General features: G+C 44.5%; 27 protein-coding genes. 12 read left to right on the top strand and 15 right to left on the bottom strand.

Annotated features, from left to right (window positions below; translation table 11 throughout):
* Positions 1 to 6 precede the first annotated feature (6 nt).
* Genes ccmE through ccmA form a run of 5 tightly spaced genes read right to left on the bottom strand, consistent with a single transcriptional unit; the run spans position 7 to position 2,818 of the window.
* The gene (gene ccmE, locus QWZ13_RS08240; RefSeq protein WP_290281358.1) at positions 7 to 453 is read right to left on the bottom strand and encodes a cytochrome c maturation protein CcmE; all 447 of its coding nucleotides are present in this window, start codon (positions 451 to 453) and stop codon (positions 7 to 9) included.
* Entirely contained in the window at positions 450 to 623 is a 174-nt protein-coding gene (gene ccmD / locus QWZ13_RS08235) for a heme exporter protein CcmD (RefSeq protein WP_290281357.1), read from the bottom strand. Before ccmD ends, ccmE begins: the two co-directional genes overlap by 4 nt.
* Positions 613 to 1,404, bottom strand: coding sequence for a heme ABC transporter permease CcmC (gene ccmC / locus QWZ13_RS08230; protein ID WP_290283314.1), 792 nt, complete (start codon positions 1,402 to 1,404; stop codon positions 613 to 615). Before ccmC ends, ccmD begins: the two co-directional genes overlap by 11 nt.
* Before the next feature lie 2 nt (positions 1,405 to 1,406).
* Complete coding sequence (ccmB, locus tag QWZ13_RS08225; protein ID WP_290281356.1) at positions 1,407 to 2,078, bottom strand: heme exporter protein CcmB; 672 nt, start codon at positions 2,076 to 2,078, stop codon at positions 1,407 to 1,409.
* Entirely contained in the window at positions 2,075 to 2,818 is a 744-nt protein-coding gene (gene ccmA / locus QWZ13_RS08220) for a cytochrome c biogenesis heme-transporting ATPase CcmA (protein ID WP_290281355.1), read from the bottom strand. The genes ccmB and ccmA overlap by 4 nt, the downstream gene beginning before the upstream one ends.
* Here ccmA and QWZ13_RS08215 point away from each other — a divergent pair.
* Complete coding sequence (locus tag QWZ13_RS08215) at positions 2,807 to 4,825, top strand: hypothetical protein (RefSeq protein WP_290281354.1); 2,019 nt, start codon at positions 2,807 to 2,809, stop codon at positions 4,823 to 4,825. The two genes, ccmA and QWZ13_RS08215, sit on opposite strands and share 12 nt — an antisense overlap.
* Entirely contained in the window at positions 4,822 to 5,178 is a 357-nt protein-coding gene (locus tag QWZ13_RS08210) for an EscU/YscU/HrcU family type III secretion system export apparatus switch protein (RefSeq protein ID WP_290281353.1), read from the top strand. Before QWZ13_RS08215 ends, QWZ13_RS08210 begins: the two co-directional genes overlap by 4 nt.
* Here QWZ13_RS08210 and QWZ13_RS08205 read toward each other — a convergent pair.
* The 5 genes from QWZ13_RS08205 to QWZ13_RS08185 are packed head-to-tail and all read right to left on the bottom strand — an operon-like array spanning position 5,175 to position 10,281.
* Positions 5,175 to 6,332 carry a hypothetical protein gene (locus QWZ13_RS08205; RefSeq protein WP_290281352.1) on the bottom strand — a complete coding sequence of 386 codons (1,158 nt, stop codon included), beginning with the start codon at positions 6,330 to 6,332 and terminating at the stop codon, positions 5,175 to 5,177. The two genes, QWZ13_RS08210 and QWZ13_RS08205, sit on opposite strands and share 4 nt — an antisense overlap.
* Positions 6,319 to 7,005, bottom strand: a complete 687-nt coding sequence (locus tag QWZ13_RS08200) for an ABC transporter ATP-binding protein (RefSeq protein WP_290281351.1) — start codon at positions 7,003 to 7,005, stop codon at positions 6,319 to 6,321. Before QWZ13_RS08200 ends, QWZ13_RS08205 begins: the two co-directional genes overlap by 14 nt.
* 11 nt (positions 7,006 to 7,016) lie before the next feature.
* A complete protein-coding gene (locus QWZ13_RS08195; RefSeq protein WP_290281350.1) occupies positions 7,017 to 8,246 on the bottom strand; it encodes an ABC transporter permease in 1,230 nt (409 codons plus the stop codon).
* Positions 8,247 to 9,482, bottom strand: a complete 1,236-nt coding sequence (locus QWZ13_RS08190; protein ID WP_290281349.1) for an ABC transporter permease — start codon at positions 9,480 to 9,482, stop codon at positions 8,247 to 8,249.
* A 13-nt stretch (positions 9,483 to 9,495) separates the two neighbouring features.
* On the bottom strand, positions 9,496 to 10,281 hold the full coding sequence (locus QWZ13_RS08185; RefSeq protein ID WP_290281348.1) for an outer membrane lipoprotein-sorting protein: 786 nt from the start codon (positions 10,279 to 10,281) through the stop codon (positions 9,496 to 9,498).
* Positions 10,282 to 10,468: 187 nt separating this feature from the next.
* Between QWZ13_RS08185 and QWZ13_RS08180 the strand changes: the two genes are divergently transcribed.
* The gene (locus tag QWZ13_RS08180) at positions 10,469 to 11,650 is read left to right on the top strand and encodes a lipid-transfer protein (RefSeq protein ID WP_290281347.1); all 1,182 of its coding nucleotides are present in this window, start codon (positions 10,469 to 10,471) and stop codon (positions 11,648 to 11,650) included.
* Here the strand turns inward: QWZ13_RS08180 and QWZ13_RS08175 are convergent, their stop codons facing one another.
* Positions 11,651 to 12,937: an acyltransferase family protein gene (locus QWZ13_RS08175; protein WP_290281346.1), complete on the bottom strand. Its 1,287-nt coding sequence runs from the start codon at positions 12,935 to 12,937 to the stop codon at positions 11,651 to 11,653.
* 14 nt (positions 12,938 to 12,951) lie between these two features.
* Positions 12,952 to 13,344: a hypothetical protein gene (locus tag QWZ13_RS08170; protein ID WP_290281345.1), complete on the bottom strand. Its 393-nt coding sequence runs from the start codon at positions 13,342 to 13,344 to the stop codon at positions 12,952 to 12,954.
* A 32-nt stretch (positions 13,345 to 13,376) separates the two neighbouring features.
* Here QWZ13_RS08170 and QWZ13_RS08165 point away from each other — a divergent pair, with 32 nt between their 5' ends.
* Together QWZ13_RS08165 and lnt are read left to right on the top strand one after the other, a co-directional pair.
* The gene (locus tag QWZ13_RS08165; RefSeq protein ID WP_290281344.1) at positions 13,377 to 13,619 is read left to right on the top strand and encodes a hypothetical protein; all 243 of its coding nucleotides are present in this window, start codon (positions 13,377 to 13,379) and stop codon (positions 13,617 to 13,619) included.
* Positions 13,540 to 15,006 carry an apolipoprotein N-acyltransferase gene (lnt, locus tag QWZ13_RS08160; protein WP_290281343.1) on the top strand — a complete coding sequence of 489 codons (1,467 nt, stop codon included), beginning with the start codon at positions 13,540 to 13,542 and terminating at the stop codon, positions 15,004 to 15,006. Before QWZ13_RS08165 ends, lnt begins: the two co-directional genes overlap by 80 nt.
* Positions 15,007 to 15,012: 6 nt before the next feature.
* Here the strand turns inward: lnt and QWZ13_RS08155 are convergent, their stop codons facing one another.
* Positions 15,013 to 15,216, bottom strand: coding sequence for a hypothetical protein (locus tag QWZ13_RS08155; RefSeq protein WP_290281342.1), 204 nt, complete (start codon positions 15,214 to 15,216; stop codon positions 15,013 to 15,015).
* 59 nt (positions 15,217 to 15,275) lie between these two features.
* On the opposite strand from QWZ13_RS08155, the gene QWZ13_RS08150 reads away from it, so the two are divergent.
* From QWZ13_RS08150 to QWZ13_RS08125, 6 genes are all read left to right on the top strand, one after another.
* Complete coding sequence (locus tag QWZ13_RS08150) at positions 15,276 to 16,046, top strand: ABC transporter ATP-binding protein (RefSeq protein WP_215999046.1); 771 nt, start codon at positions 15,276 to 15,278, stop codon at positions 16,044 to 16,046.
* Between the two features lie 12 nt (positions 16,047 to 16,058).
* Positions 16,059 to 16,766 carry an ABC transporter ATP-binding protein gene (locus QWZ13_RS08145; RefSeq protein WP_215999045.1) on the top strand — a complete coding sequence of 236 codons (708 nt, stop codon included), beginning with the start codon at positions 16,059 to 16,061 and terminating at the stop codon, positions 16,764 to 16,766.
* A gap of 14 nt (positions 16,767 to 16,780) precedes the next feature.
* On the top strand, positions 16,781 to 17,779 hold the full coding sequence (locus tag QWZ13_RS08140) for a branched-chain amino acid ABC transporter permease (RefSeq protein WP_290281341.1): 999 nt from the start codon (positions 16,781 to 16,783) through the stop codon (positions 17,777 to 17,779).
* On the top strand, positions 17,779 to 19,047 hold the full coding sequence (locus QWZ13_RS08135) for a branched-chain amino acid ABC transporter permease (protein ID WP_290281340.1): 1,269 nt from the start codon (positions 17,779 to 17,781) through the stop codon (positions 19,045 to 19,047). Before QWZ13_RS08140 ends, QWZ13_RS08135 begins: the two co-directional genes overlap by 1 nt.
* A 56-nt stretch (positions 19,048 to 19,103) precedes the next feature.
* The gene (locus QWZ13_RS08130; RefSeq protein WP_290281339.1) at positions 19,104 to 19,373 is read left to right on the top strand and encodes a hypothetical protein; all 270 of its coding nucleotides are present in this window, start codon (positions 19,104 to 19,106) and stop codon (positions 19,371 to 19,373) included.
* A 197-nt stretch (positions 19,374 to 19,570) separates the two neighbouring features.
* A complete protein-coding gene (locus tag QWZ13_RS08125; protein WP_290281338.1) occupies positions 19,571 to 20,395 on the top strand; it encodes a type 2 periplasmic-binding domain-containing protein in 825 nt (274 codons plus the stop codon).
* Positions 20,396 to 20,447: 52 nt separating this feature from the next.
* Here the strand turns inward: QWZ13_RS08125 and QWZ13_RS08120 are convergent, their stop codons facing one another.
* On the bottom strand, positions 20,448 to 21,641 hold the full coding sequence (locus QWZ13_RS08120) for an ABC transporter substrate-binding protein (RefSeq protein WP_215999040.1): 1,194 nt from the start codon (positions 21,639 to 21,641) through the stop codon (positions 20,448 to 20,450).
* 137 nt (positions 21,642 to 21,778) lie between these two features.
* Entirely contained in the window at positions 21,779 to 22,720 is a 942-nt protein-coding gene (locus QWZ13_RS08115) for a M23 family metallopeptidase (protein WP_290281337.1), read from the bottom strand.
* 119 nt (positions 22,721 to 22,839) lie between these two features.
* Between QWZ13_RS08115 and QWZ13_RS08110 the strand changes: the two genes are divergently transcribed.
* Positions 22,840 to 24,027: an acetate/propionate family kinase gene (locus QWZ13_RS08110; RefSeq protein ID WP_290281336.1), complete on the top strand. Its 1,188-nt coding sequence runs from the start codon at positions 22,840 to 22,842 to the stop codon at positions 24,025 to 24,027.
* Positions 24,028 to 24,035: the final 8 nt, after the last annotated feature.

The following is a 24,035-nucleotide window of genomic DNA, read 5'->3' as shown; positions in this document are numbered from 1 at the left end:
GCTCCGCTAATTATTGTTGGTCGAATTTTGATGGGCTTGCTCTATTGCCTCTGTTACTTCTGGCGGCATATAGGTTTCGTCATGCTTAGCAAGCACTTCCTGTGCTACGAGTACATTGTCTTTATTCATTTGACCGACAACAACAACGCCATCACCTTCGCGGAATAAATCGGGTAAAATACCTTCATATTCTACGCCCACTTCTTTGGCGGTATCGTTAATTTTAAATTGAACTTTTAACGATTCATTCGAGCGCACCACAGACCCAACTGAAACCATCCCACCAGCACGAACCGTTGCACCAGGAGTAACATTACCCGCACTTAATTCAGAAGGTGTGTAGAAATAGTTAACGTTTTTCCCCATCGCAAACAACACCAATAAGACAGCCGCTGATACGCCCGCAACCCCCAATAAAATTAGCATTAACCGTTGTTTTCGTTTTGGATTCATAACTGCTCCCGACGCTGTCTGCGTTGATGATCTTTGATTAATTTTTTGCGGTATAACCTTGGGCTAAGTAAGTTAAAAGTAATTACCGCGCCGCCGATGGCATAGGCCGCCCACACATAAAGACCATGACCGCCCATATTGATAAATTCACTTAAAGATTCAAACGCCATTGTGACCTCCAAGACGGTTTAACTCTTCTTTCACCCAAGCTGCCTTTCGCTCTCGGTGTAATATTTCTAACCGAGTACGAATAAACACTAAGGCAATAAACGCTAGATAGAACCCTAAGATGGAACCCAGCAACGGCAATAACATTGAAATATGCATTGGAGGTGCTTCGGTGATTTTAAGCGTGGCAGGTTGATGGAGCGTATTCCACCAATTTACTGAAAACTTAATGATCGGGATATTTACGACACCTACCAACGCTAAAATTGCGGCGGCTTTATCGCCACTCTCTTCTCGTTCCATGGCACTTTGTAATGCCCAAAGCCCTAAATAAAGCAGTAACAAGATCAACATAGAGGTGAGGCGAGCGTCCCAAACCCACCATGCGCCCCAGGTCGGCTTACCCCAAATTGCGCCCGTCAATAGCGCTAATACCGCCATACTCGCGCCAATGGGAATACACTGTTTAGCGACGTAAAACGCTAATTTTATACGCCAAATTAAGCCTACTGCGCCTGTAAATGCGATGGCAACGTAAATAGCTTGCGACATAAATGCCGAAGGAACGTGTAAAAAGATTATTCGGTAGCTGTTGCCTTGAAGGCGCTCAACAGGAGCAAAGCCTAACCCCCAAATTAAAGACACGCTCACTAACACTGCTGCTAAGATTCCTAAAATCAAGCTCCAGCGTTTTGACAACTGGTAAAACCACTTCGGCGAGCTCCATTTATGAAACCACCTTACGAACCATTGCCACATAAAATCACTCCAACGTAAAAGAATTCTTAATCACCCACGGCTATTTGCAATGCCGCAACTGTAAGCCAGGGTACAAATGCAAATGCACCGGCACAAATGGCGGCTAACAACGCTAGCTGAGCACTCCATTGTTCACCCGCCGCCATGCCCTGCACCGCGGCCGTACCAAAAATAATAACCGGCACAAACATCGGCATTATGAGCACTGTCAATAAAAGGCCACCTTTTCGTAAACTGACGGTTAAAGCGGCACCAACACTGCCTATTAAACTCAAAGTAAAGGTACCTATGCACAACGAGACCACTAAAATCGGTATGGCTTGGCTTGGCAATGCCAGCATTATTGATAATAAAGGTGATATCAGCGCTAAAGGTAACCCAGTTACTAACCAATGACAGACAATTTTGCACAACACTAACAATTGAGGCGGAACTGACGAGATCAGCAATTGCTCTAAGGTTCCGTCTTCGTAATCGAGCTTAAACATTAAATCGAGGGATAACAACGCAGCTAATAGTGCGGCCACCCAAAGTACACCAGGTGCCATGCCTGCTAGCACCTCTAAATTAGGTGTCACACCAATAGGAAACAACGCAACCACGATCAAAAAGAAAAACAATGGGTTGGCTAGATCGGCCCTGCGTCGAAACGCTAATAAAAGCTCGCGCTTAAAAGTCTGCCTTAATACGGAGATCACGCTTGCTTACCTCCTAACTCTAACCACTTCACCGCAGTATGCTTTAAACCATGGTGACTGGTCATAATAACCGTACCACCGGCCTCAGCAAATTGCTCTATTCGGGCTTCTAATTGAGCTACAGCCTGCACATCTAACGCTGTAAAAGGCTCATCTAGCACCCAAAGTTGAATACTGGGGACATTAACATACAGCTTCGAAAGAGCGACTCGTCTTTGCTGACCTGCGGATAAACTGCCCGCTGGAACATCTTCATACCCTCTCAAGCCAACTGTCTCCAAGGCGTGCCACAGCTCTTCTTGCTTAGGGATGACGTTATGCAAGGCTAAACTAAACGCTAGGTTTTCAAGCGGGGTTTGCAATAAAGTAACGGCAGGACGATGCGCTAAATACCAGCATAATTCGGCACTCAAGCGCCCACTTTGCTGGCTTAGTGGTTCTGGCCAATGCATCTCACCTTCAACAACAGCGCTTAAGCCGACGATTCGTCTAAGTAGCGTAGTTTTACCAGAACCATTTGGGCCTTTTATGTGCAAAATATCGCCTTGGTTTACAGTAAACTCAAGGTCTTGAAACAACACGCGTTCGTCGCGCTCACAATACAACCCTTTCGCACTGAGCAACTGGCCCATAAAACTTCCATCTAAAAATAGGTGCCTATTATAACGGCGCTCCATGGGGTAAAGGCAAATATTAGCGATGACTGTTTCATCAAGTTTCGGTAAAGTTTGCCGATACACTATAAAGTAGGCAAATTAGACGTAAACTTAACTCAGGTTCAGTCATTTAAAGGCAGAAGCGATATGGCTCCAGACGGCATAAAATTGCCCAGTGACACTACCGTAGCCAGCCAAGGGGTGCGTCGGAATGCTTCAGCCCCTTTGGAATCGACTCAACGACCGGTTAACTCATACGATCGTCCGCCACCCAACCCTTTAGCGACCATCGTGTTGCAATCGAAACCCATAATCGATGGGCAAAAAGGCGGGTTGTTTCAACTCATTCTACAAAACGACCCAAAAAGTGAACCGCCGATTAAAGTTGTCGCCGATTCAAATATAAAGCCAGGTACCCCACTGCTTCTTGAGCTCGATGAAAATGGCCAGTACCAACCGGCCGATCGTTTAACCCAAGCGCAAATCACAAAGCTGGTCACATTGGAGTTAGAGTTTTGGCAGGCACACCTCTATCCAAAAGCTGCGGTAAAAACCTCACCTACACTCCCCAGTAGTCAAGCATTAGAGGTATTGGCAAAAAACTACCCTGAACTCAAACCACTGGTTCAATGGCTCACCCAAAGACCCAGCCAGTTGACGGGCCAGCAAATTCAAAAATGGCTGCAAGAATTCAGCCCTTTGAGTTCGCTTAGAGAAAATACTTCGGTTCGCTCCGGTAAAGCATTTAACGTAGCAGCCTCTGGTGCTAGTGGCTCTGCCCCTCATTCCAGCACCGTCAAATCACCCAACAGTTTTTTAGGGTCGAATTTATTTCAGCCAGCGCGACCTACACAACCCGTCACGACAGGCGTTCATAGCAATGCGCCACTACAGCCGTTAACAACTGCCAGTCCTTTCACTGGGCAAATACAACAACCCTCGGAAAAACACCCAACATTGACGTTGATTGGGAAAATACCTTTTGGAGCTCATGCCGATACAGCCGCAAAAAACATTGCGCCAACAATTACAAGTTCACAAGAAACCCCGTTATTGCATCGCAACGAATCCATACAATCGGCGGCAATTCGAGCCAAACAACTTACGCCGATGATTGGTCTTAGCGCAAAAGCCATGCCCACAAATATAGCTCAATTACTGCTAACGCCTAAAACAACCAGCGTGGCAACCTTTACGCAGCAAGCCACGCAAGCGCCTGGTACACCCAAGGGAGTTAATGAAAATTTAGGCAATAGCGCTCAGGCTTTAACAGCAAGCTTGCCAAGCCCAACCCAACAGACTAATATAAGGAGCTCTGCTTTTGCAGTCTTTAAACAGATGTCGAGTGGCCTTCTTTCAACGCAAGCTCACTCGCTAAAACCTTCTCAATCGATCTTGCCAAAGCCCGTTACTGAATTAATTGAGGTGAAATTAAGCCAATGGATTGGGCTGATTGAGCAAACACAAACTAAAACTCAAGCCGACCTTTCCCAGCTGTTAAAATCTAAAGCGTCGGCTTTAATTAACGAAGGTCAAAGTGCCGCAGAAAAAATTCAAATTGACCCAAAGCTGCTACAGTCACAATCTACTAAAGACGATCCATTAAGCCAGTTGAGAAGTTGGTTAGAATCGGCTCAGGCAAAGGTTTTTCATCAGGCGGTTCAGTCTGCAGCAACACAATGGCAGTTACCCGAATTGCCGCCTGTACAACAGCTTCAACTGCCACTCATTTGGTTGGGATTAACGTCCTGGGCCGATATAGAATGGTGGCAAGAGAAAAAGAAGAATCAAGCCAGCCAAGAAAAAGAAGAAAGAGATCGCCGCTGGCGCATGCGAATCTACCTAAACATAGACCCGCTTTCAGAATTTTGTGCCGATATTGATTGGCACAGCAATGACACCCAGCTTATTTTTTGGTCAGAAGATGCCGCAACGTTATCGCACCTCAATCAACTTATACCCACATTGACCAGTTGGACTCAAGGGCTCAGTAATGAAAGTGTGATACAAACTCGGCACGGCATGCCGAAAAGAGTCAGCAAACAACAATTGCAGCGAACCAATCACCACTTAGTGGACATTAAAACATGAGCGATCACAGCCGTACGAATGAACAGTCGCAACAAACCAATACACAGGCGGCGACATTAAAATACAAAGGCCGGCAAACGCCTATTGTTTCCGCATTTGGTCATAATGAACAAGCCGAAGCGATCATAAAACTCGCAAAAGAACACCGAATACCGGTTTATGAAGATGAGAACCTTGTGAATGTATTAGCCCAGCTCGATGTAGGCCAGGCTGTACCTCCAGAGCTCTTTGAATGGGTTGCCAGTGTGTTAGCTTTCGCTTTTTTTGCGCGCAATGAAGTGCCTGAAGGTTTTTCCCCGACGGAAACAAAAACAGCTTACGATAAAGTGCGTAAAGCCTACACCGATATTTAAAACACCCAATTCAGGCTGGCGTTTATTCCTAATGGAAAAGCACCATATTCAAATGTGTTGGCATCATTGCTTTTGCTGTAGGGTATCGATGCGTTGAGAGCGGCGGTAGCGTTATCACTAACACTTAAGTTACCACCCAAAAGTGCTACACCCGATAAATCTTCAATACTAGTCACCCAGTTTACTTGACCGGTCAACAATGCATTTATCGGTTTAGTCGCTATCATCGAAAGGTAATGGCGACCTGCAGGTTGTATCGACCCTTGGCGGTAAAATTGAGACTCGAATCGCTGGTAATATTCACCCGATGGCTTTCCAAGCCCATTGAAGTGATACTCTGCCATAACATACAAATCAGCGAATACAGTCGTATCTGCGCCGAGAGAACTTCTGACAGACCAATCACCCTCTTCGCTGTAAAGCGCACTTTCTTGCCACAAACCAATGGTACCCATACCCCCAATGAGCCCGATTGAAAGCAACCCTAAACTCTCATCTAATTGTATAGCGGTGACATCCACATCGAATGCATGGGCATTGGTTTTAAATCGTGCAAATACTGCGCTGTCTTGACCTTTAATGAGACCGGCATCGAGCTCGCTGGTCGGGCCAACGTACCAGGTCAGTCGAACTGCATCGACCCCCATACGATACCCTGAAAAGCTAAAATCAAAACTGGAAGGTGCAATCACATCGGCAGGAGAAAATACTTTTGAGGTGCCCAAGCTGATGGCCTGTCGACCGACGTTAAGACTGACATCCTCAAACCAGAATGTTGCTAGCAATTGTTCGAGCTGGTGCGATAATGACAGTGTTTGGCGGCTGTTTTGCCACAGTACTGAACTGTTGTCACCGATTAAATAGTCAGCTCGGCTGTCGCTGCTGAGCGTCATTTGTTGTAGAAAACTTTCAGACTCGGCACCATTGGCTGAAAGTCCATAGCGAATAGAAACTTCAGTATTTTCACTGGGGTAAAGCCAAGCATTCAATTTGGTAGAAATAGTTGAGAATGGTTGCCACTCGTTAGTATCTGGCAATTGGAAAACAGAAGCGGCTAGATTCAAGTCGACATTTGCATCAAAATCATCGGCCATTGCGGTATTAGAACAGACCGCGAATAAACCAAAACACAAACAACAATTAACGGCGTTCATCGTTTATTATCCTGCCATCTTCAATGTGGACAAGCCGACTAGCGCGCTCCATTATCTTTGGATCATGAGTGGAAAATACAAAGGTCATGCCTTCACTTTTATTAAGTTCATGCATCATGTCCAATAATTCAGTGCCTGTTTTTGAATCCAAATTCGCCGTTGGCTCATCGGCCAAAATGATATCAGGGTTACTGGCCATCGCACGAGCTACGGCTACCCGCTGCTGTTGTCCACCAGAAAGTTCACTTGGCAAGCGTGTTTCTTTTCCACCTAAGCCAACACGTTTTAATATATTGTATACGCGCTCTTTTCGTTCAGCCTCTGGAACGCCTTGCAACAACATAATGTATTCGCAGTTTTCTGCAGCATTCAAAACCGGAATCAAATTGTACGCCTGAAATATAAAACCGATGTGATCGCGTCTAAAATCCGATAACGTCTGACTGGCCATACTGAAAATATTGTTTTGTGCAAGAAATACCTCACCCTCACTTGGATTATCTAAACCACCCATGAGCTGTAACAAAGTAGACTTACCAGAACCCGACGGGCCGACAATGGCCGTAAACTCTCCAGCTTCAATAGTGACATCAACAGAATCTAAGGCTTTCACTAAGGTGTCGCCCTCACCATAATGTCGGCTTAGCCCTCGGGTTTCTATTACTGCTTTCATAGTAATCTTTCCTATAAACTTTTATGCAATGCTTTCGCTGGAATAATTCTGGCGGCGTGTATCGCTGGATAAAGGCTTGCAATGATCACCATGGCCAATACCGACATCGGTAATACCGTAAACTGATTCCAATTCAAATCGGTTCTGATAACTTCGGCCAAAGCCACTCCAGAAATATCCATCGAACTGTAGTCAATTCCGATGCGCCCTACGGTGAAGTTTAAGATCGCACCCAGTAGCGAGCCAACAACAATTGAGACAAGACTGAGCACCAAGCCTTCAATTAAAATTAAGCGAAATACTTGGCTGCGGCGAGTACCAATCGCCAAAATAACACCAAACTCATAGGTACGTTCATAAATAGACATGAACATGGCGTTTACGACACCTAAAATTGCAACCATGAACAAAATACTTCCAATAACAAACATACTGTAATCCATCATGCCTATTATGGCGGCAAGGTCGGGCATCAATTGCACCCAGCCTTGCGCTTTTATAGAACTTGATGATAAATCACTCCAAAGTTCAAGTTCTGTATTACTGGACTGTGATTCATCGTAGAAATTGAACGCTATCTCATGCACACCACTACCAATGCCCATCATTTCTTGCGCCAACGGCAGTTGAATAAATACCAGCCCTTCGTCAAAAAATTTTGAGTTCATCTTAAAAACGCCACTGACTCGAAACAATCGCTGCTCTATCGATTCTGTTTGATAGTTGTTCACAGATACTACCAAACGATCACCCAGGCCCACCTCAAGTAATTCAGCCAAAGGTTCCCCAATCAGTATTTGCGAATTCACACCGTTATTGTCTAAATAATTTCCTCGTATCATGCTGAGCTTGAGTTTAGATACCGTTGCTTCCAGCTCGGCATCTATCCCCGCAACTTGTACTGGTAAATTATTGGCTGTACTTGAAACCATTCCAAAATCATTCGCGCGCAACGTATAGCTTTCTATCAACGGCTGCTTTTTGATGCTCTCGACTGTTTCAGAAATATTGACAATAAATTTTGCCCCATCACGATCGGCGAGATATTCTGAGTGGTGAATTTGACCGTCACCTGGATACAGTCGAGTGGCAGAGCGAATCATGACATCAGTCATTCCACGCATAAAACCATCCGTAAAAATAAGGACACTGAGCGTGGCGCTGATCAATAACAACGTTAATAAGGTGCGTCGTTTATTACGCATAATATTGCGTAAGGCGAGCGTCCAATTAATACTCATTCATAAGCTCCTCATAGCCTCAACAGGGACTATTCTTGCAGCCCTTCTTGCTGGAAACAGAGATATTAACGCCGCAGCGGATATAATTATCAAGGCTGGCTCTGCAAACACCGATACGTTCCATAAACCCTGCATATGCGACATCGTCACACCGGAGAACTCCACTGGATCGGGTAAGCTTATGCCCACATGCGCTAAAAAATAGTTGATAGGCAAGGACACTAAAAACCCAAACAAGCAACTCAATACGGCCAACATTAGCGTTTCAAGCACAATCAACGAGAACAAACGTTTTGGTGACGTGCCGATGGCTTTTAGAACTCCGAATTCTCCAGTGCGTTCCAATACTGACATCAGCACTGTATTCAATACGCCAATGCCAATTAATAGCACAATGATATAGTAGGAGATGTAACCACCTTCTATATCAGCCGTCATGGCAGCATAAAAGTCTTTTGCTACCAGCTTCCAACTTTTCGATTGTAAATTTGAATAGTCACTTTCCTGCAACCAGCTATTTAAATCCGCGGCCAGTTTATCGCTGTAACCGACATCGTCTGAAAGCACGGCCCAATAGTGTGCTTGCGATTCCATAACGTAGAATGACTGCGCTGCTACAATTGGCAAATAAACAGTCCGAGCTTCGGCTCCTTTTTGGTCACCAATAATGGCTCCCACATTGTAGATGTCGTTCGCTAAAGACCCGTCGCTTGCTTGCGAAATGAGAATAAGCTCATCACCGACGGCTAAAGATAATTGACGCGCAACGGCGGCACCGATCATGGCATCGTATAGGCCGTCTTCAGTGGGCAGATCCGTAAAATAGTGCCCTTGCTTAACCTTGTCTTCCAAAAAAGACATGTCACGCTCTTTGACCGCATCGACCCCAACAACCTGTACCGGAAAGCTTTTTGTTTCACCATAGGCTAATGCGCCACTCACAATTCGGGGCACGGCGTGAGTTACTCGGTTTAAGCTCTTAATTTGCAGGTAAAATTCTTCTGTCGCAGGAACCGTTTTATAGAGCGTCGGTTTTTCTAAGTACCCCGGTGAAATAACCTGGGCATGGCCTGTCGAGTCTTGGGTAAAAAAGTCGATCACCTGATCGTAAGAGCCGCTTTGAACGGATATCGATAACACCAACAAGGTGTATCCGCCAAACATACTGAGCATCGTCAGTATGGTACGGCGCTTATTCCTTAAAATATTTCGAAACGCCAGCTTAAACATTAACATTGTGTCACCCTACTTATCGGCGTCGTTGTAAATTTTGCACAGTAAAAAAATCACTGCCTATCTCAACATTAAAGCTAAGATCATCGTAAGTGACGCGGGTTAAATGCCCATCTTTGGTTAAGGGTGTTAATGTCATTACTGAGGGTAAGGTAACGCCATCAAAAGTTTTTATATCACTAAAAACCATCTCTCGGACGGCGGAACCGTCTTCGTCTAGGTATATTTGTTTAATCGGCAACAATGTCTCTTGATCAATGATAATTTGCATGGCCCCCCAAACGGTGACGGTGTTTTCTTTGGAGACAAGATCAAGAATATACTGGCCATTCTCGGCCCTTAGATCGACTTCAAACTCTTCAACCCAAGAGCCTTCTCTCATTAAATCATCGTTAGTAAAGTCTGAGCCCATCCAGCTACCCATCATCATAGAAGGCGGTACTTTGATGGTTTTACGAATTTTAGGTAAATAGTTCCACATTTCGTTTTCTCGCTTCAGTGTTGCGACGCCTTGCTCTTTTTTGGGCGTCAATACACGCATGAGCGAATAATCCAACCCAATGGACCATGACTCCATACTCATAGACCGCTGATAATCGGGGGTTTGAATCTCCATCGTTAATTTAGCGTAGGCGTTATCTTGCTGATAAAGTTTGTCGACTTTATTAAGTAACTCGGTCGCCGAAGGCACTTCGTTTGACCATGAAAAGGAGACCGTAATTATTAAGCTCGTATTGAATAAAAATGACCGAAGTGTTTTTCGCATCGTTTCACCCAGATATGCAGGAAGGATTAACTTCACTTTACACCTTTAAATAGTGATTTAAAACTGCTTAGAGTCACAAAATGGTGGCTGTTTGATTATTTGATAACGGCCTTGATTTAAATCAAATGTGCATAAATGGAATGGCTCTCCAACTATTGAACCATGACATAGCTATTAAGAGCCGATAAACTCAATCGCCTAAATACAACTTTTGGGTGTCCATATGAATAAAGTTATCGTTGCTGGCGTTAGCATGATTAAATTTAGCAAGCCTGGCCAACAACAGCCCTTTCGCATAATGGCCGCTCAAGCAATTCAGGGCGCTCTCGCCGATGCGGGGCTTGAACCAAAGGCGATTCAACAAGCGTATGGCAGCTATATCTATGGCGATTCAACCTGCGGTCAGCACGCACTTTACGATGCCTTTATGACCGGAATCCCGTTTATCAACGTAAACAATAACTGCTCCTCTGGCTCTACAGCCATATTCTTAGCACGACAAGCCGTCGCCAGTGGTGCTGTAGATTGTGTCTTAGCGTTTGGCTTCGAGGAAATGCAGAAAGGTGCGTTAGGGTCACACTGGCAAGACCGCGAATCACCCTTTGACATTTTCCACACCAAGCTAGATCAAATGGGCTACCCCGAAGGGCCTATTGCACTGAGAGCTTTCGGCGCTGCAGGCCACGATTATCTATGCACCTATGATGCAGATCCGTCTTTGTATGCAAAAGTGGCGGTAAAAACCAGAACCCATGCGTTAAACAATTCATTTGCTTTACTCAACACGCCTTTAACTGAAGCTGATGTTTTAGATTCTCCAATCGTATACATGAATTACCTCACCCGCTTTATGTGCTGCCCGCCCACCTGTGGTGCTGCAGCGACCGTTATTTGCAGTGAGGCTTTTGCTAAAAAACACGGTATAGACGCCAGTGTCGCCATTACTGGGCAGGCGATGACGACTGATACGCCAAGCTCTTGGGATAATGCCAGAAATCTTGTAGGCGCAGACATGACCCAAAGAGCGGCAGACCAAGTTTATCAGCAAACCGGCGTAAACCCACTGGATATAGATGTTGTCGAATTACACGATTGTTTTGTCCCTAACGAAGTAATTAGCTATGAAGGCTTGAGGCTGTGCCCTGCCGGTGGCGCTACCGAGTTTGTAGAAAACAAAGACAACACCTATGGTGGCCAAACAGTCGTGAATCCATCCGGCGGGCTTATGTCAAAAGGCCACCCTGTGGGCGCTACTGGGTTGGCTCAATGTTTTGAGCTCACTCAACAGCTACGTGGAAACGCAGGCGCTCGCCAAGTTCAAGATGCAAAGATTGGCTTGCAACATAACCTAGGGTTAGGTGGTGCAGCCGTGGTGACCCTTTACCAAAAACAGAAGCGGTCGTGACTATTGACCGGACAGCTTTTGGTTCAGTCGCTGCCCGAATCGTATTCCTTTGTGTTCAATTAAAAAGTGTAATGGCAGCGCGACCCAGGCCACTAAAATTAAGGCTATAAGTGCCGCCGCAGCAGTTTGCAGCGGCGTAACAACCTCTATCGATTTTAAGTTAGTCGTTTGCATGACCAGCAGCCACGAAATCGCCAGCACAGGGAAATGAAACAAGTACACAGGGAAGGCTAACTTGGAATAAACGCGCAGCACGCGCCAAGATAGCAATCGCACGAATAGGCTTGTGGGCTTTCGAACCAATAAAATAATAATCAAAAGTGCCATTGCAAACGCAACACGGTGTAAAACAACTAAATAAAGATTTATCGATTCGAGAACAGGCCAATGCTGCCAAAGCTTGGCATCGTAAATTGGGAAAAATAAACTGACGAACATCAGCATGGCACAAAATAGAATGAGTGGTCTTGCGAACCACCTATTTTGAGAAATGCGATTATAATAATGTTGAAACTTCTCATGCATCACAATTGCAGCCCACAGCAAGCCAACGATAAAACTACTTAGCCGGCTTGGGGTTGCGTAGTACATTTGACCCATATATTGATAATCAATGCTTGGATTCATAAAAATCGAATGAAAAGGTACTTGATAGACTTCCGGATGCGTGAGCGCCACCCACCCTCGTAAGCCGACAGAGAGCAATAGCAACACGGCTATAAAACAAACCGGGTATTTCGATTTTTCAGACAAGTAAATAACGAGCGGCAACACTAAATAGCATTGCATCTCTACCGAAAGTGACCATCCGACAGGGATGATCGTATTGTGCATAAAGTTATCGATAAAGATTAAATTAAACCAAAAATCGCGCTCAAATAGATGCCAACTGCCTAGGCTATATAAGATAAGCGCGATTATAAATAACGGGTAAATGCGAAATAGACGATTTAGGTAAAAGCGTCGAGCTTGTATGCCCTTACTCCGAGCTTGCCCAATTAATTGCTTCCCCAGCAAATAAGCGCTGATCATGAAGAAAATATCAACCGCTTTATCGAAGCCAAAAAGAAATCGTAACGGGAAATCAAATTGTTCTATATAGAGTTGAAAGAGTTCCGGCCGGTTTTTAAACAGAAAGTATACAGCGAACATGGCGTGAAAAATCACGATCATTATCGCTGACAGCCCACGTAATCCATCAACTAAGGTGTCCTCTTTTGGATGAGGTTGAAGCAATGATTTTAGACTTTGAACAGGTACTATTTTTGTTATTGTTTTGAAAGTCATGTTTAGGCTTTAATTTAACGCTTAAACCGATTATCGGCCCGAGGTTTGGCGTTATGCCGTTTCATTTTTCCGGCAAATTTTCGCATTTCCTTAACTTCATTGTCTGTGTTGTAAAACAGCACTTCTGCTTCTAACTCTACTTCCCGCCCTTTAATAAGGGTACGCTTTGCGGCTTCCTCTTCAATAGCTACGCAACGAACGATACGCGCCAGCGAATCGATCAAAGTTTGAGCTAGAGCCATGAGCTTTTTATGGCTACTGCTATTTTGGACAATTAAGCTGGCTTCGGCGTACAGTGCCATGATGCGTTTTTTATCAATTTTTGAATCCCAAGCACAATTTTTAAGCTCTTGATCTAGTAACTTAATGGCCTTTGCTTGATATTCACGATCTTCCTGTATTTCCATGCTGTTTCACTCAATGGTTTTGACTTAGTCTGATGCGCTTGCCACCGTTAGTCAATAAGGCCAATGCTTGTCGACCTATGAGCGACAGGTTAAAGTGCAGCAGACTTCTTGAAGGATCCTCTTATTTATATGTTCACCTCAAAACCGCTCGCCGTAAAAATAGTAGTTGCCTTTGCTATTGGTCTTTGCATCCCTTTGTCTTTAGCCCCTTTCAATATTTGGCCACTGGCGTTGGTCGGTATCGCTGGGTTTTTCTGGCTGCAATCAGTCATTGACCAACCTAAAGTCGCCTTTTGGCTAGGCTGGGTAGTTGGCATTGGCTTTTTTGGACTCGGGGTATCTTGGGTCTATGGCAGTATGCGCACGGTAGACACCCCTGTCGCTCTTTCATTCTTACTCACGGCCGCATTTTGCGGAGCGCTGGCGTTTTTAACAGCTATACAGCTGTGGTTTCATGTTCGCTTTCTCCAAAAGCTGAAGCTGAGCTTATTGCTGGCTAGCCCATTGAGCTGGCTATTTTTTGAATGGCTCCGCGAATGGTTTTTGACGGGCATGCCCTGGTTATTTACAGGTTATGCTGTCATCGATCTACCCATGGCACAACTTGCTGCAATAATAGGGGTGTACGGACTTTCTTTAATTCTAGCCTTTATAAGTGCACTGCTGCTATTGGCTGTTTTACGTTGGCAGCAAACAGGGTTCCAATCGGCGGTTCGGCCCCTAGCCGGATCTTTGCTTGTACTACTGTCGTTAAACATTGCAGGATTGTGGTTGCCCGCAGATTATTGGACGCAAGCGCAATCAACAGTCAAAGTTGCCGCAATTCAAAGTAACATTGCTCAACAAGACAAATGGAAATCATCTCAACAGCTAGCAACTTTACAGTTTTATGGCGAGCAAATAGAAACCTTACCCGATGTCGATATTATGTTGTGGCCAGAAGCCGCTATGACTCGGCGTGCTGATCAAATCCCTAATTTCATGGCACAAGTACAATCTATTATGAGTCAAAGAGACCAGACGTTATTAACGGGCGTGGTTACGAAAGAAGGACCGCGCTATTTTAATGCCGTTCAGGGCCATGGTATGGCACAAGGTGAAGAGTACCGTAAACAACACTTAGTACCATTTGGAGAGTATGTTCCTTTTGATCCACACCTGCGTAATCTAATCGGCTTTTTCAACATTTCAATTTCGGGTATGTCACCCGCGCTAAAACCGCAAACACCACTGGTCACTAGCTTAAAAGGCGAGCCAATTTTTCTTGCACCGGTAATTTGTTATGAAGCCGCTTATCCAGATATTGTTCGTAAATTAGCCAAAGAATCACAATTACTCACAACAGTTAGTAATGATGCATGGTTTGGAGATTCCATTGCACCTCATCAACATCTACAAATAACTCGAATGCGCTCAATTGAAAATGGCCGAGATATGGCACGTGCCACTCAAAATGGTCTTTCTGCGCTAATGAATGCCCAAGGTAAGCTTCTAAAAGTTTCAGAGCAATTTACAGAAGCACAGCTAATAGGTGAGTTAACGCTGCGATCTGGGCTAACGCCGTTTCAACGTTACCCAAGCGCTACACTGCCCATTATTGCAACTATTATATTGGTCATTTTACTGCTGCGGCATTACAGATATACAAAAAAATACCAATAATGCGACCTATCCGTGTTGAATATCGCTCATAGCGGCTGACCTAGCCGCCAAGAATAGGTAAACTACGCCGTTATCAATATAAGCGGGTGTGACGCCTGAAAGCAGTGAGTTCGCGCTACTAAGAATCATCGACTTTTTAGCGCTCTTAGCAGTTTGATTGTTTTTAACCCGTCCACAACGCAATAACAAAAGCACACAGACAACAGGCAATCCTTGATGCTGATGTGCTTATAAAAAGAGAAAGGCTAAAAGCCACACTGGAGAAGTCAATGTCATCCATGATCGAGGTTAAGCACGTCGAGAAATCGTTCGGGCACCTGAAAGTAATTAATGATTGCAGTTTTGACATCGAAAAAGGGTCAATAACGGGCATGATCGGTCCAAACGGGGCAGGTAAATCGACAATTTTTAATATCATTGCCGGTACCATTCCGTTAGATTCTGGACAAATTCTATTAGACGGTGAAGATGTCTCTTCACTCACAGCCAACCAGCTTTTTAATCAAGGTTTACTCAGAACGTTTCAAATTGCGCATGAGTTTTCGCAAATGACGGCTCTAGAGAATTTGATGATGGTGCCGCCCAACCAATTGGGTGAAAACATCTTTAATACGTGGCTAAAACCTAAGCAGGTCATGGCGCAAGAGCTCGAAGTTCGCCAAAAAGCACAAGAGGTTATTCAATACATTGGCTTGGACCATGTAAAGAATGAACTGGCAGGCAACTTATCTGGCGGGCAAAAAAAGTTATTAGAACTCGGTCGAACCATGATGACAGACGCCAAAGTCGTTCTTCTCGATGAAGTGGCCGCGGGTGTCAACCGTACTCTACTTAAAGATTTAACAGATAATATTTTGCGCATGAATCGCGAATTAGGCATTACCTTTTTGGTTATCGAACACGATATGGACATGATTGCCAAGCTGTGCGACCCCGTAATTGTACTTGCACAAGGCAGCGTCATGGTTGAAGGCGCTATTGAAGATATTCGTAACAATCAAAAAGTTGTCGAAGCTTACTTTGGTAACGACGCCGCTTAATTTGGAGAAATCATGGCTATTTTAGAAACAAAAAACATTCATGGTGGCTACGGCGGCATGAATATTTTAAACGGTGTCAATATGTCGGTTGATGCTAATGAAATTGGGGTCATTATCGGCCCTAACGGTGCCGGAAAATCGACCTCTCTGAAGGCAATTTTCGGCTTACTTAATGTCACCGAAGGTTCAATTGAGTTAAACGGCGTCGATATCACCAATGCTGAGCCGCATGTATTAGTCAGCCACGGAATGTCGTTTGTACCTCAAGAAAAAAACGTCTTTGTAAGCATGACCGTTGAAGAAAACTTAGAAATGGGTGCTTACTTACGCAAAGGGAATTTTCGAAACACCTTGGAATCGGTTTACCATTACTTCCCAGATTTGAAAGACAAACGCAACCAACCTGCGGGCGAACTTTCAGGTGGTCAACGTCAAATGGTGGCCATGGGTCGTGCATTGATGATCGAGCCTAAAGTTTTACTGTTAGATGAGCCGACCGCTGGCTTATCCCCTCTTTATATGAATGAAATTTTTGATCGCGTCGAAGCAATCAATAAAGAAGGCGTTGGCATTCTTATGGTTGAACAAAATGCAAAACAAGCGCTACGAATCGCGCACAAAGGTTTTGTACTGGCCGCAGGCCGAAACAGCTTCACCGACACAGGTGAAAATTTGTTAAATGATCCGGAAGTAGCCAAAAGCTTCCTTGGCGGCCACTAAACTGGAGTGTAATTGTGAACGAACTCGTCTTTTTTATTAATAAAGTAGTTATTTCTGGAGCGGTAATTGGCTCTATTTATGCTATGGGCGCAATCGGTATTACACTGATTTTCAGTATTCTTCGCTTTGCCCATTTCGCACACGGTGATTTAATGACCTTAGGGGCATTTATTACTTTTTTCCTAACGGCACTTTTCCCAGCCGCTGGCCAAGCCATTGGACTACCAACAGCCTTTGTCATGCTGCCTGTGGCTATGGTTATCACCAGTGTTCTCGCCATAGGTATGGATAAAGCGTTTTATAAGCCACTGCGTGAAAACAACGTTAAACCCATTGTACTTGTGATGGCATCTATCGGCGTGACCTTAATGTTACAAGGCGTAATCCGATTATTCTTTGGCACCAATTCACGCAATATGTTTATTGATGATCGCAAAGAAATTTTTCGTCTAGAACTCCCTTGGGAACTTGCATCACGCAAATTGGTCATTACAGAACCTCAAATTCTATTATTTGTCTTCACCATTGCAGCCGTTGTGGCGTTGCACTTTTTCTTAACGAAATCACGTTTAGGAAAAGCGATGCGAGCCATGTCAGATAACGCTGACCTTGCTCGAATTTCAGGCATAAACGTAAATATGGTTGTCGTCGTTACGTGGGTAATTGCCGGTTCATTAGCCACCGCGGCAGGTACGCTATTATCGTTGGATGTTTCTTTGAAGCCTGATTTAAGCTTTATTTTGCTATTACCCATCTTCGCGGCGGCTATCGTCGGTGGTGTAGGCCATCCTTATGGTGCGGTCATTGGTGGGTTTGTAGTGGGCATGTCGGAAACGCTGGCCGTATTCAATTGGGCGATTTTGTTACGCCCATTAGAAAACGCGATGGGCTGGGATTTACCCAATAACTTAGCCTTAGTGCCAACAGAATATAAAATTACGGTGCCATTTTTTATCCTCATCGCCATTTTGGTACTTAAGCCGACCGGTATCTTGAAAGGGAAGGTGATCTAATGTTAGCGAATTATAAAAAAGAAGCCGTTCTGTTTTCAGGTCTGCTCGTTATTATTTTAACCATCATGGCATTTATGGGCACCGCCTACAGCTTACGTATGCTTGTAGAAGCATCTTGCTATGCCATCATTGCATTAGGCTTAACCATACAGTGGGGTTACGCAGGTTTATTTAACGCCGGAATCATGGGTTTTTTAGCCATGGGCGGATTCATGACCATGCTGTTTTCTTTTCCTGCGAACGAAGAATTTTGGGCATCCGATTTACCGGGCGATTTAGGCTCTGTGTTTTTCAAATTGCTGATCGGCATTGCTCTGATTGTTGCTTCCGTTAAGCTAGGAAAATTCGGCGTCACGCAAAAATGGCAACGATTTATAACCATTTTATTAATTGCTATTGTGTACATCATTTTCATGGCACAGTTAGATCCAGTGGCCTCAGCTATTGAAAAAGAACATGGCTTTATAGGTGGCTTTGGTTTACCGGTTTGGTTTGGATGGGTAGCGGGCGGTGCTGTCGCAGGTTTGATTGCCTATTTCGTGGGTCATATATGCTTAGGCCTACGCAGTGACTACTTGGCAATTGCGACCTTAGGTATTGCTGAAATCATTAAAGCATTTCTAAAGAATGCAGACTGGCTCACGCACGGAACCTTAACCGTTTCACCCATGAAGTGGCCAGTGCCGGGTCCGGCTGATTTAGGGTTTGAACTTGCTCGAGCCGCTTACTTATCGGTTACAGCCTTAATGATTGCTGGCATTTTCTTCTTGCTCACACGGGCTTACAATGCACCATGGGGACGTATGTTACGAGCGATTCGTGACAACGAAACCTCATCTCTTGCGATGGGTAAAGATGTAAATAAACGTCGCTTGGAAGTCTTTGTAATTGGCTCATTTTTAATGGGTGTTGGTGGCGCGGTACTGACCACTTTTAATGGCATATTCGATCCCTCTGGTTACATACCGCTTAACCATACTTTTTTAATTTGGGTGATGGTTATACTAGGGGGTGCGGGCAACAATTTAGGAACTTTATTTGGTGCCGTCTTCGTTTATATTATTTGGACGATGTCTGAGCCAGTTGCACTCTATGCATTTGATGTTATTCGACAGCTTGGCGAACTTTGGTTCAATTGGGAAGCACCATCAGATCTAGACAGTCGAGCCTTGCAAGCTCGGGTATTTGTGATCGGACTAACCATTACCTTGGTGCTAAGGTACGCGCCAAAGGGCATTATTCCTGAACGAATAGCCCACCACCAATAAAACATTTAACACGTTAAAGCGGCGAGTCAGCCGCTTTTTTCTTATCAGGAGATTCTATGAACAACGCTCAAAAAAAACTTATTGGCAGTATTTTATGTTTAACTGGGCTAGCCATCTTGGCCTATGGCGGTTACGACTTGTATCAGGTTTATGATTACAATCAGTCCGTTAAAAATGTCGATGAATCTCTAGGGGGCATAGTAAGTAGCCTTAGCAATATGGTCGGAACTGAAGTTCGATCTAGTTATACTCTGGGTCTTATTTTAGCCGCAGTTGGGCTTGCAGATCTTATTGTTGGCTGGGTTATATTAGGAAAATCAAAATAACAGATTTCGCTACATTAACAATGTTAGCCCTACTGCTCTGTTGAAATTGGCATACAACGAGTTGGCCAATTTCAACACTGCTCACTGTATCCAATTAATACGTCCTACCTCTTTACATATCGTCCTAGTATCCCGATCAATATGAACTATACTGATTGCAATTTCTAACTGCACTCTTCTAAGAATAGACACATACCGTGCCGAACGATGCACAAGGCCGATGCCTTTTTGTAGAGATGCGAACCCTGGAGAACGGATTGAGAATTTACCTTTATACTTTAAGTTATCTTTCGACGACCTTTTTGAAACAAAAAGCTAATATGGGAGCTTTTGTACTTCTGTTAGGCCTGCTGTCATTTGCTTCCGCGGAGGAAACGGCAAATGATAAAGCATTCGAGATCATCGCTATGCCCTACCCACCCTTCGTCTATGCCGACAATACAGAAAAGGGCTACTCATCTAGTTTAATTATAAAAATATTGTCTGGTTTTCAACAGCCCTTTCACTTTTACATTGCTCCTCCGGCCCGGGCACAAATTCGCGCATCTGAAGGCCAGCATTTAATTACCTTTTTACCACCCGTTGAGAATCACTCAGATCATGTACGTTATGAAGAGCTAGAAAAGTCATTGCACTACAAACTGTTTCAACGCAGTCCCGCCCAATTTAATTGGAAAGATTTAAAGTCGAAGTCTATTGGTTACTTAAATTTGAACTCAGGTAGCGCCTATTTAGACGCATTTAATGAAGCTGGCGCTGATGTAACGATCATTCCGAATTTTACGTCAGGATTAAAAATGCTCATGGCGGAACGTCTTGATTTTATTGTTGGCATAGACCTAAGCATAATCGAGGTTGCAAAAGAGCTGGGCATCGAAAACGAGATTATAGCCGATACAGCGGCCTTATCTTCTTTTTCAATGCTAAGTTTCTATGTCAATAAAAAGCACCCTCTCGCCGAAGCCCTAGATGCCTATCTTAAGAAACAATCGGTCGTTAAACTGGTGGCCGTGCCACTTTAACCGAGGCAAAAAAAAAACGCGGCTAGGCCGCGTTTTTATCTCTAAAATCTAATTACTTAAGTATAGACTTTTGAACGAATGCACCGTTTTCAACGACCATTTCAACGATCATACCTGGTACGTCGCCATTGGCATCGAACTCATGGTTACCTGATGCGCCTTCGTAATTGATATCTTTACCTGCAGCAAGCGCAGCTTTCGCTTTAGCCCACTCACCTGGAAGAATAACTTCACCTGGTGCCGTAGATACCATTCGAATGGCTTCAGATAAACCTTCCGTATCGGTTGAGCCTTTAGACTCTATTGCTAAGGCTAAGATAAATGCTGCATCATAGGCTTGACCTGCGAATACAGCACTTGGATCTTGACCCAATGACGTCATGGCATCAGCGTATACAGACTGGCCTGCAATTTCAGGTATGCCAGGTTTAGTCGCGATCATACCGTCTAACACGTCTGCACCTACAGCATCGATTAGGTTTTGACCAACCATGCCATCACCACCCACAAAGCGTCCGAAATCACCGCTTTCATAAGCTTGGCGTAATATCGTCTGACCCGATCCGTCTGCGTATGCAAGTACAACTAATGTCTCTGCACCCGTTGATGCTAAAGAACCAAGCTCAGCACGGTAATCGGCTTTACCATCTTCATGGGCTTCATTTGCTGCTACGTTGCCGTTAAAGGCACCCACTAGAGCATCGGCTAAGCCTTTACCATAATCGTTGTTTACGTAGGTGATTGCGATATCGTCAATACCTTTAGCTTCAAGAAGCTTGGCCAGCATTTCACCTTGGTAAGCATCTGAAGGTGCCGTACGGAAAACTAGGTCGTTATCGTCGAGACCCGTTACAGCAGGCGATGTAGACGCAGGTGAAATCATCGGAACGCCAGCAGGCACAGCGACATTGTTAGAAGCGGCAATCGTTGAGCCTGAGCAAAGCGCACCAACAATAGCAATAACGCCATCAGAGTTTATTAGACGGTCGGCACCGTTAGAAGCCGCCGAAGCATCAACACAAGTTGTGTCTGCACTTGGCATTTCTAAAATTTCACCGCTTGAAAATAAACCACCTTCAACGTTAATTTGCGCTACAGCTAGTTTTGCACCCGCAAAGATTGGCGGTGTAAGGCTTTCGATTGGTCCAGTAAAACCACCTAAGAACCCGATTTTAACTTCAGCTTGAGCAGTACCCATCAATGATGCAGCAGCAATTGCTGTACTTAATATTAATTTTTTATTCATTTTGATCTCTCTTATAATTTTTCTATGGCCCGTGGGACACTATCATGGTGCGTACTTTTAAGAAAAAAAACAAGTTAAAAGGCGGCTTTTATTGCTGTTTTAGGGTTTCGTGTTCATTTTAGGTTCAAGTTAGTATTTTACCGACTAAGCAATGCCTCACGATTGTAGCGCCAACGCACTAGCTCCGTTTCGGACGCTCCCACTGGCGGCTCGCAGGCACTGTTGCTATCTATGCATAGCGTGGCTAAATTGGGTACCCACAACTCAGCGTCGATTCGCACTCCCCTCATACTCATCCGCCAATCTAGGTGAGGTCCTGTCGAACGGCCTGTTGAACCAACATAGCCCAAAAGGTCACCTTGACGGATCCAGTGTCCAGAGCTTACGTTTAACTTTGATAAATGCAGAAAACTGCTAGTCAGGTTCTGACCATGATCAATGATTACAGTACCGCCACTAAAATAGAGGTCCGACTCAGCTAAAGTCACCCGACCAGAAGCAGGTGCGTAGACAGGCGTCCCGGTTTTTGCCGCCATATCAACCCCCCAATGTGGGTTGCCAGCTTGACCGTTGTAAAAACGCTGACTTCCATATTGCCCTGTTTTCCGGCTAAAAATAGGCCACACAAAAACCTCATCTCTCCAGGCTATTGCATCGGTAATTTTGTTTTTTGCATTAACGACGAGTTGATATTCACGACTGATACGATCTAATACAGATTTAGGCGGAGTCACTTTAGATTGGTCCACTCCAACAATGCGTTGTTCATCGAATTCGCGCAGTTCTATCCAGATGGCTTTTACTGAAAGCTCGCCATCGGGTTTCTTCGCCACAATTTCATGCAACCCGGCCTGCTCTCGTGAAAAACCAATAATAAAGTACCCTTCGTTATCAACCGGAACTGACTTTTCATTAAAGTTTACCGTCATTTCTAGTGGTATTTTACCAATTAAGTAGCCACCACTGACTAATCTGGCGGATTCAACAATAATGGACTGCCCAGACACTCCGCCACTGAACAAGCCAACCACTATCGTAAAAACGACCGCAACTATTGACGGTCTCTTGATCTTAGTCACACACAATATCCAAAGTTCCTCTACACTTAGTAGGTACTTTCGTTAAGATGCGACGAATATGCAATAACCCTATTCGTTTTATTTAACCACTCATTTTAAAATGCAATACAGGCAATTGAATGTCCAATACGATTTTAGTGATAAATGCAGGCAGCTCCTCTATTAAATTCTCATTGTTTAATATGGACGATGGCCAAGAGCTCGCCAAAGGCCTAGCACAAAAACTAGGAAACCCTGACGCACAACTTTCCATCTCGACACTTTCTTCGACCAGCCACCATGCCTTAGTCTCCAGTGATTATCAAAGTACACTGGTTTATATAATTGAACAGTTAAAACAGGCTAACTTGTTAGACAACCTACCTATGGCCGTAGGCCATCGTGTCGTGCATGGTGGAGAATCTTTTAGTGAGTGCGTTAAAATCAGTCAACACGTACTAACAGAAATTAAATCCTGCAGTTCATTAGCCCCGTTGCACAACCCTGCAAATATCGCGGGCATTGAATCAATAGCTGAGCTCTATCCAGATTTACCACAAGTTGCTGTTTTTGATACAGCCTTCCATCAAACGATGGCACCGTACGCTTATTTATACGCCATTCCTTATGAACTGTATGAACAACACTCTGTTCGCCGCTATGGCTTTCATGGCACTAGCCATCAATTTGTGGCAGAACAAGCCAGGCAACGATTATCGCTGGACAATGACTACGGCCTCATTACCGTTCATCTAGGTAATGGTTGCAGCGCTTGCGCCGTTAAAAATGGATTATCCGTTGATACAACAATGGGCATGACACCACTTGAAGGTCTGGTGATGGGGACACGTTCAGGTGATGTTGATCCAGGCCTACATGAATTCCTTGCACATGCTAAAGGCTGGAGTATTGAAGAGATTACTGCCATGTTCAATAAAGACAGCGGTTTACAGGGCTTGTCTGGGCTTTCAAACGACATGCGGACATTAATAGAAGCCGCAGAAACAGGACATCAGCGCGCGCGTTTGGCCATTGATGTATTTTGCTTTCGTTTAGCGCGGCAAATAGGTGCGCTTGCCATGTCGTTAAACCGCCTCGACGGCATTATTTTTACCGGCGGCATAGGCGAGAACTCAGCCTTAATTCGGTCACAAGTGGCCTCACACTTAGGCATTTTGGGCTGCAAAATTGATAACGCCTTAAATGAATCTATGGCTGATTCTATGGGTCGTATTTCTGACACTAACAGTGCGCCCATGCTGGTCATCAGAACACAAGAAGAATGGATGATAGCTCAGCAGACATTCACTCTAATCTCAGATAATTAAAAGGATCA

The sequence above is a fragment of the Reinekea marina genome, from assembly GCF_030409715.1.
Taxonomy (GTDB): domain Bacteria; phylum Pseudomonadota; class Gammaproteobacteria; order Pseudomonadales; family Natronospirillaceae; genus Reinekea; species Reinekea marina.
The sequence above is the reverse complement of the archived record's forward strand: the minus strand, read 5'-3'. Positions and strand labels throughout refer to the sequence as shown.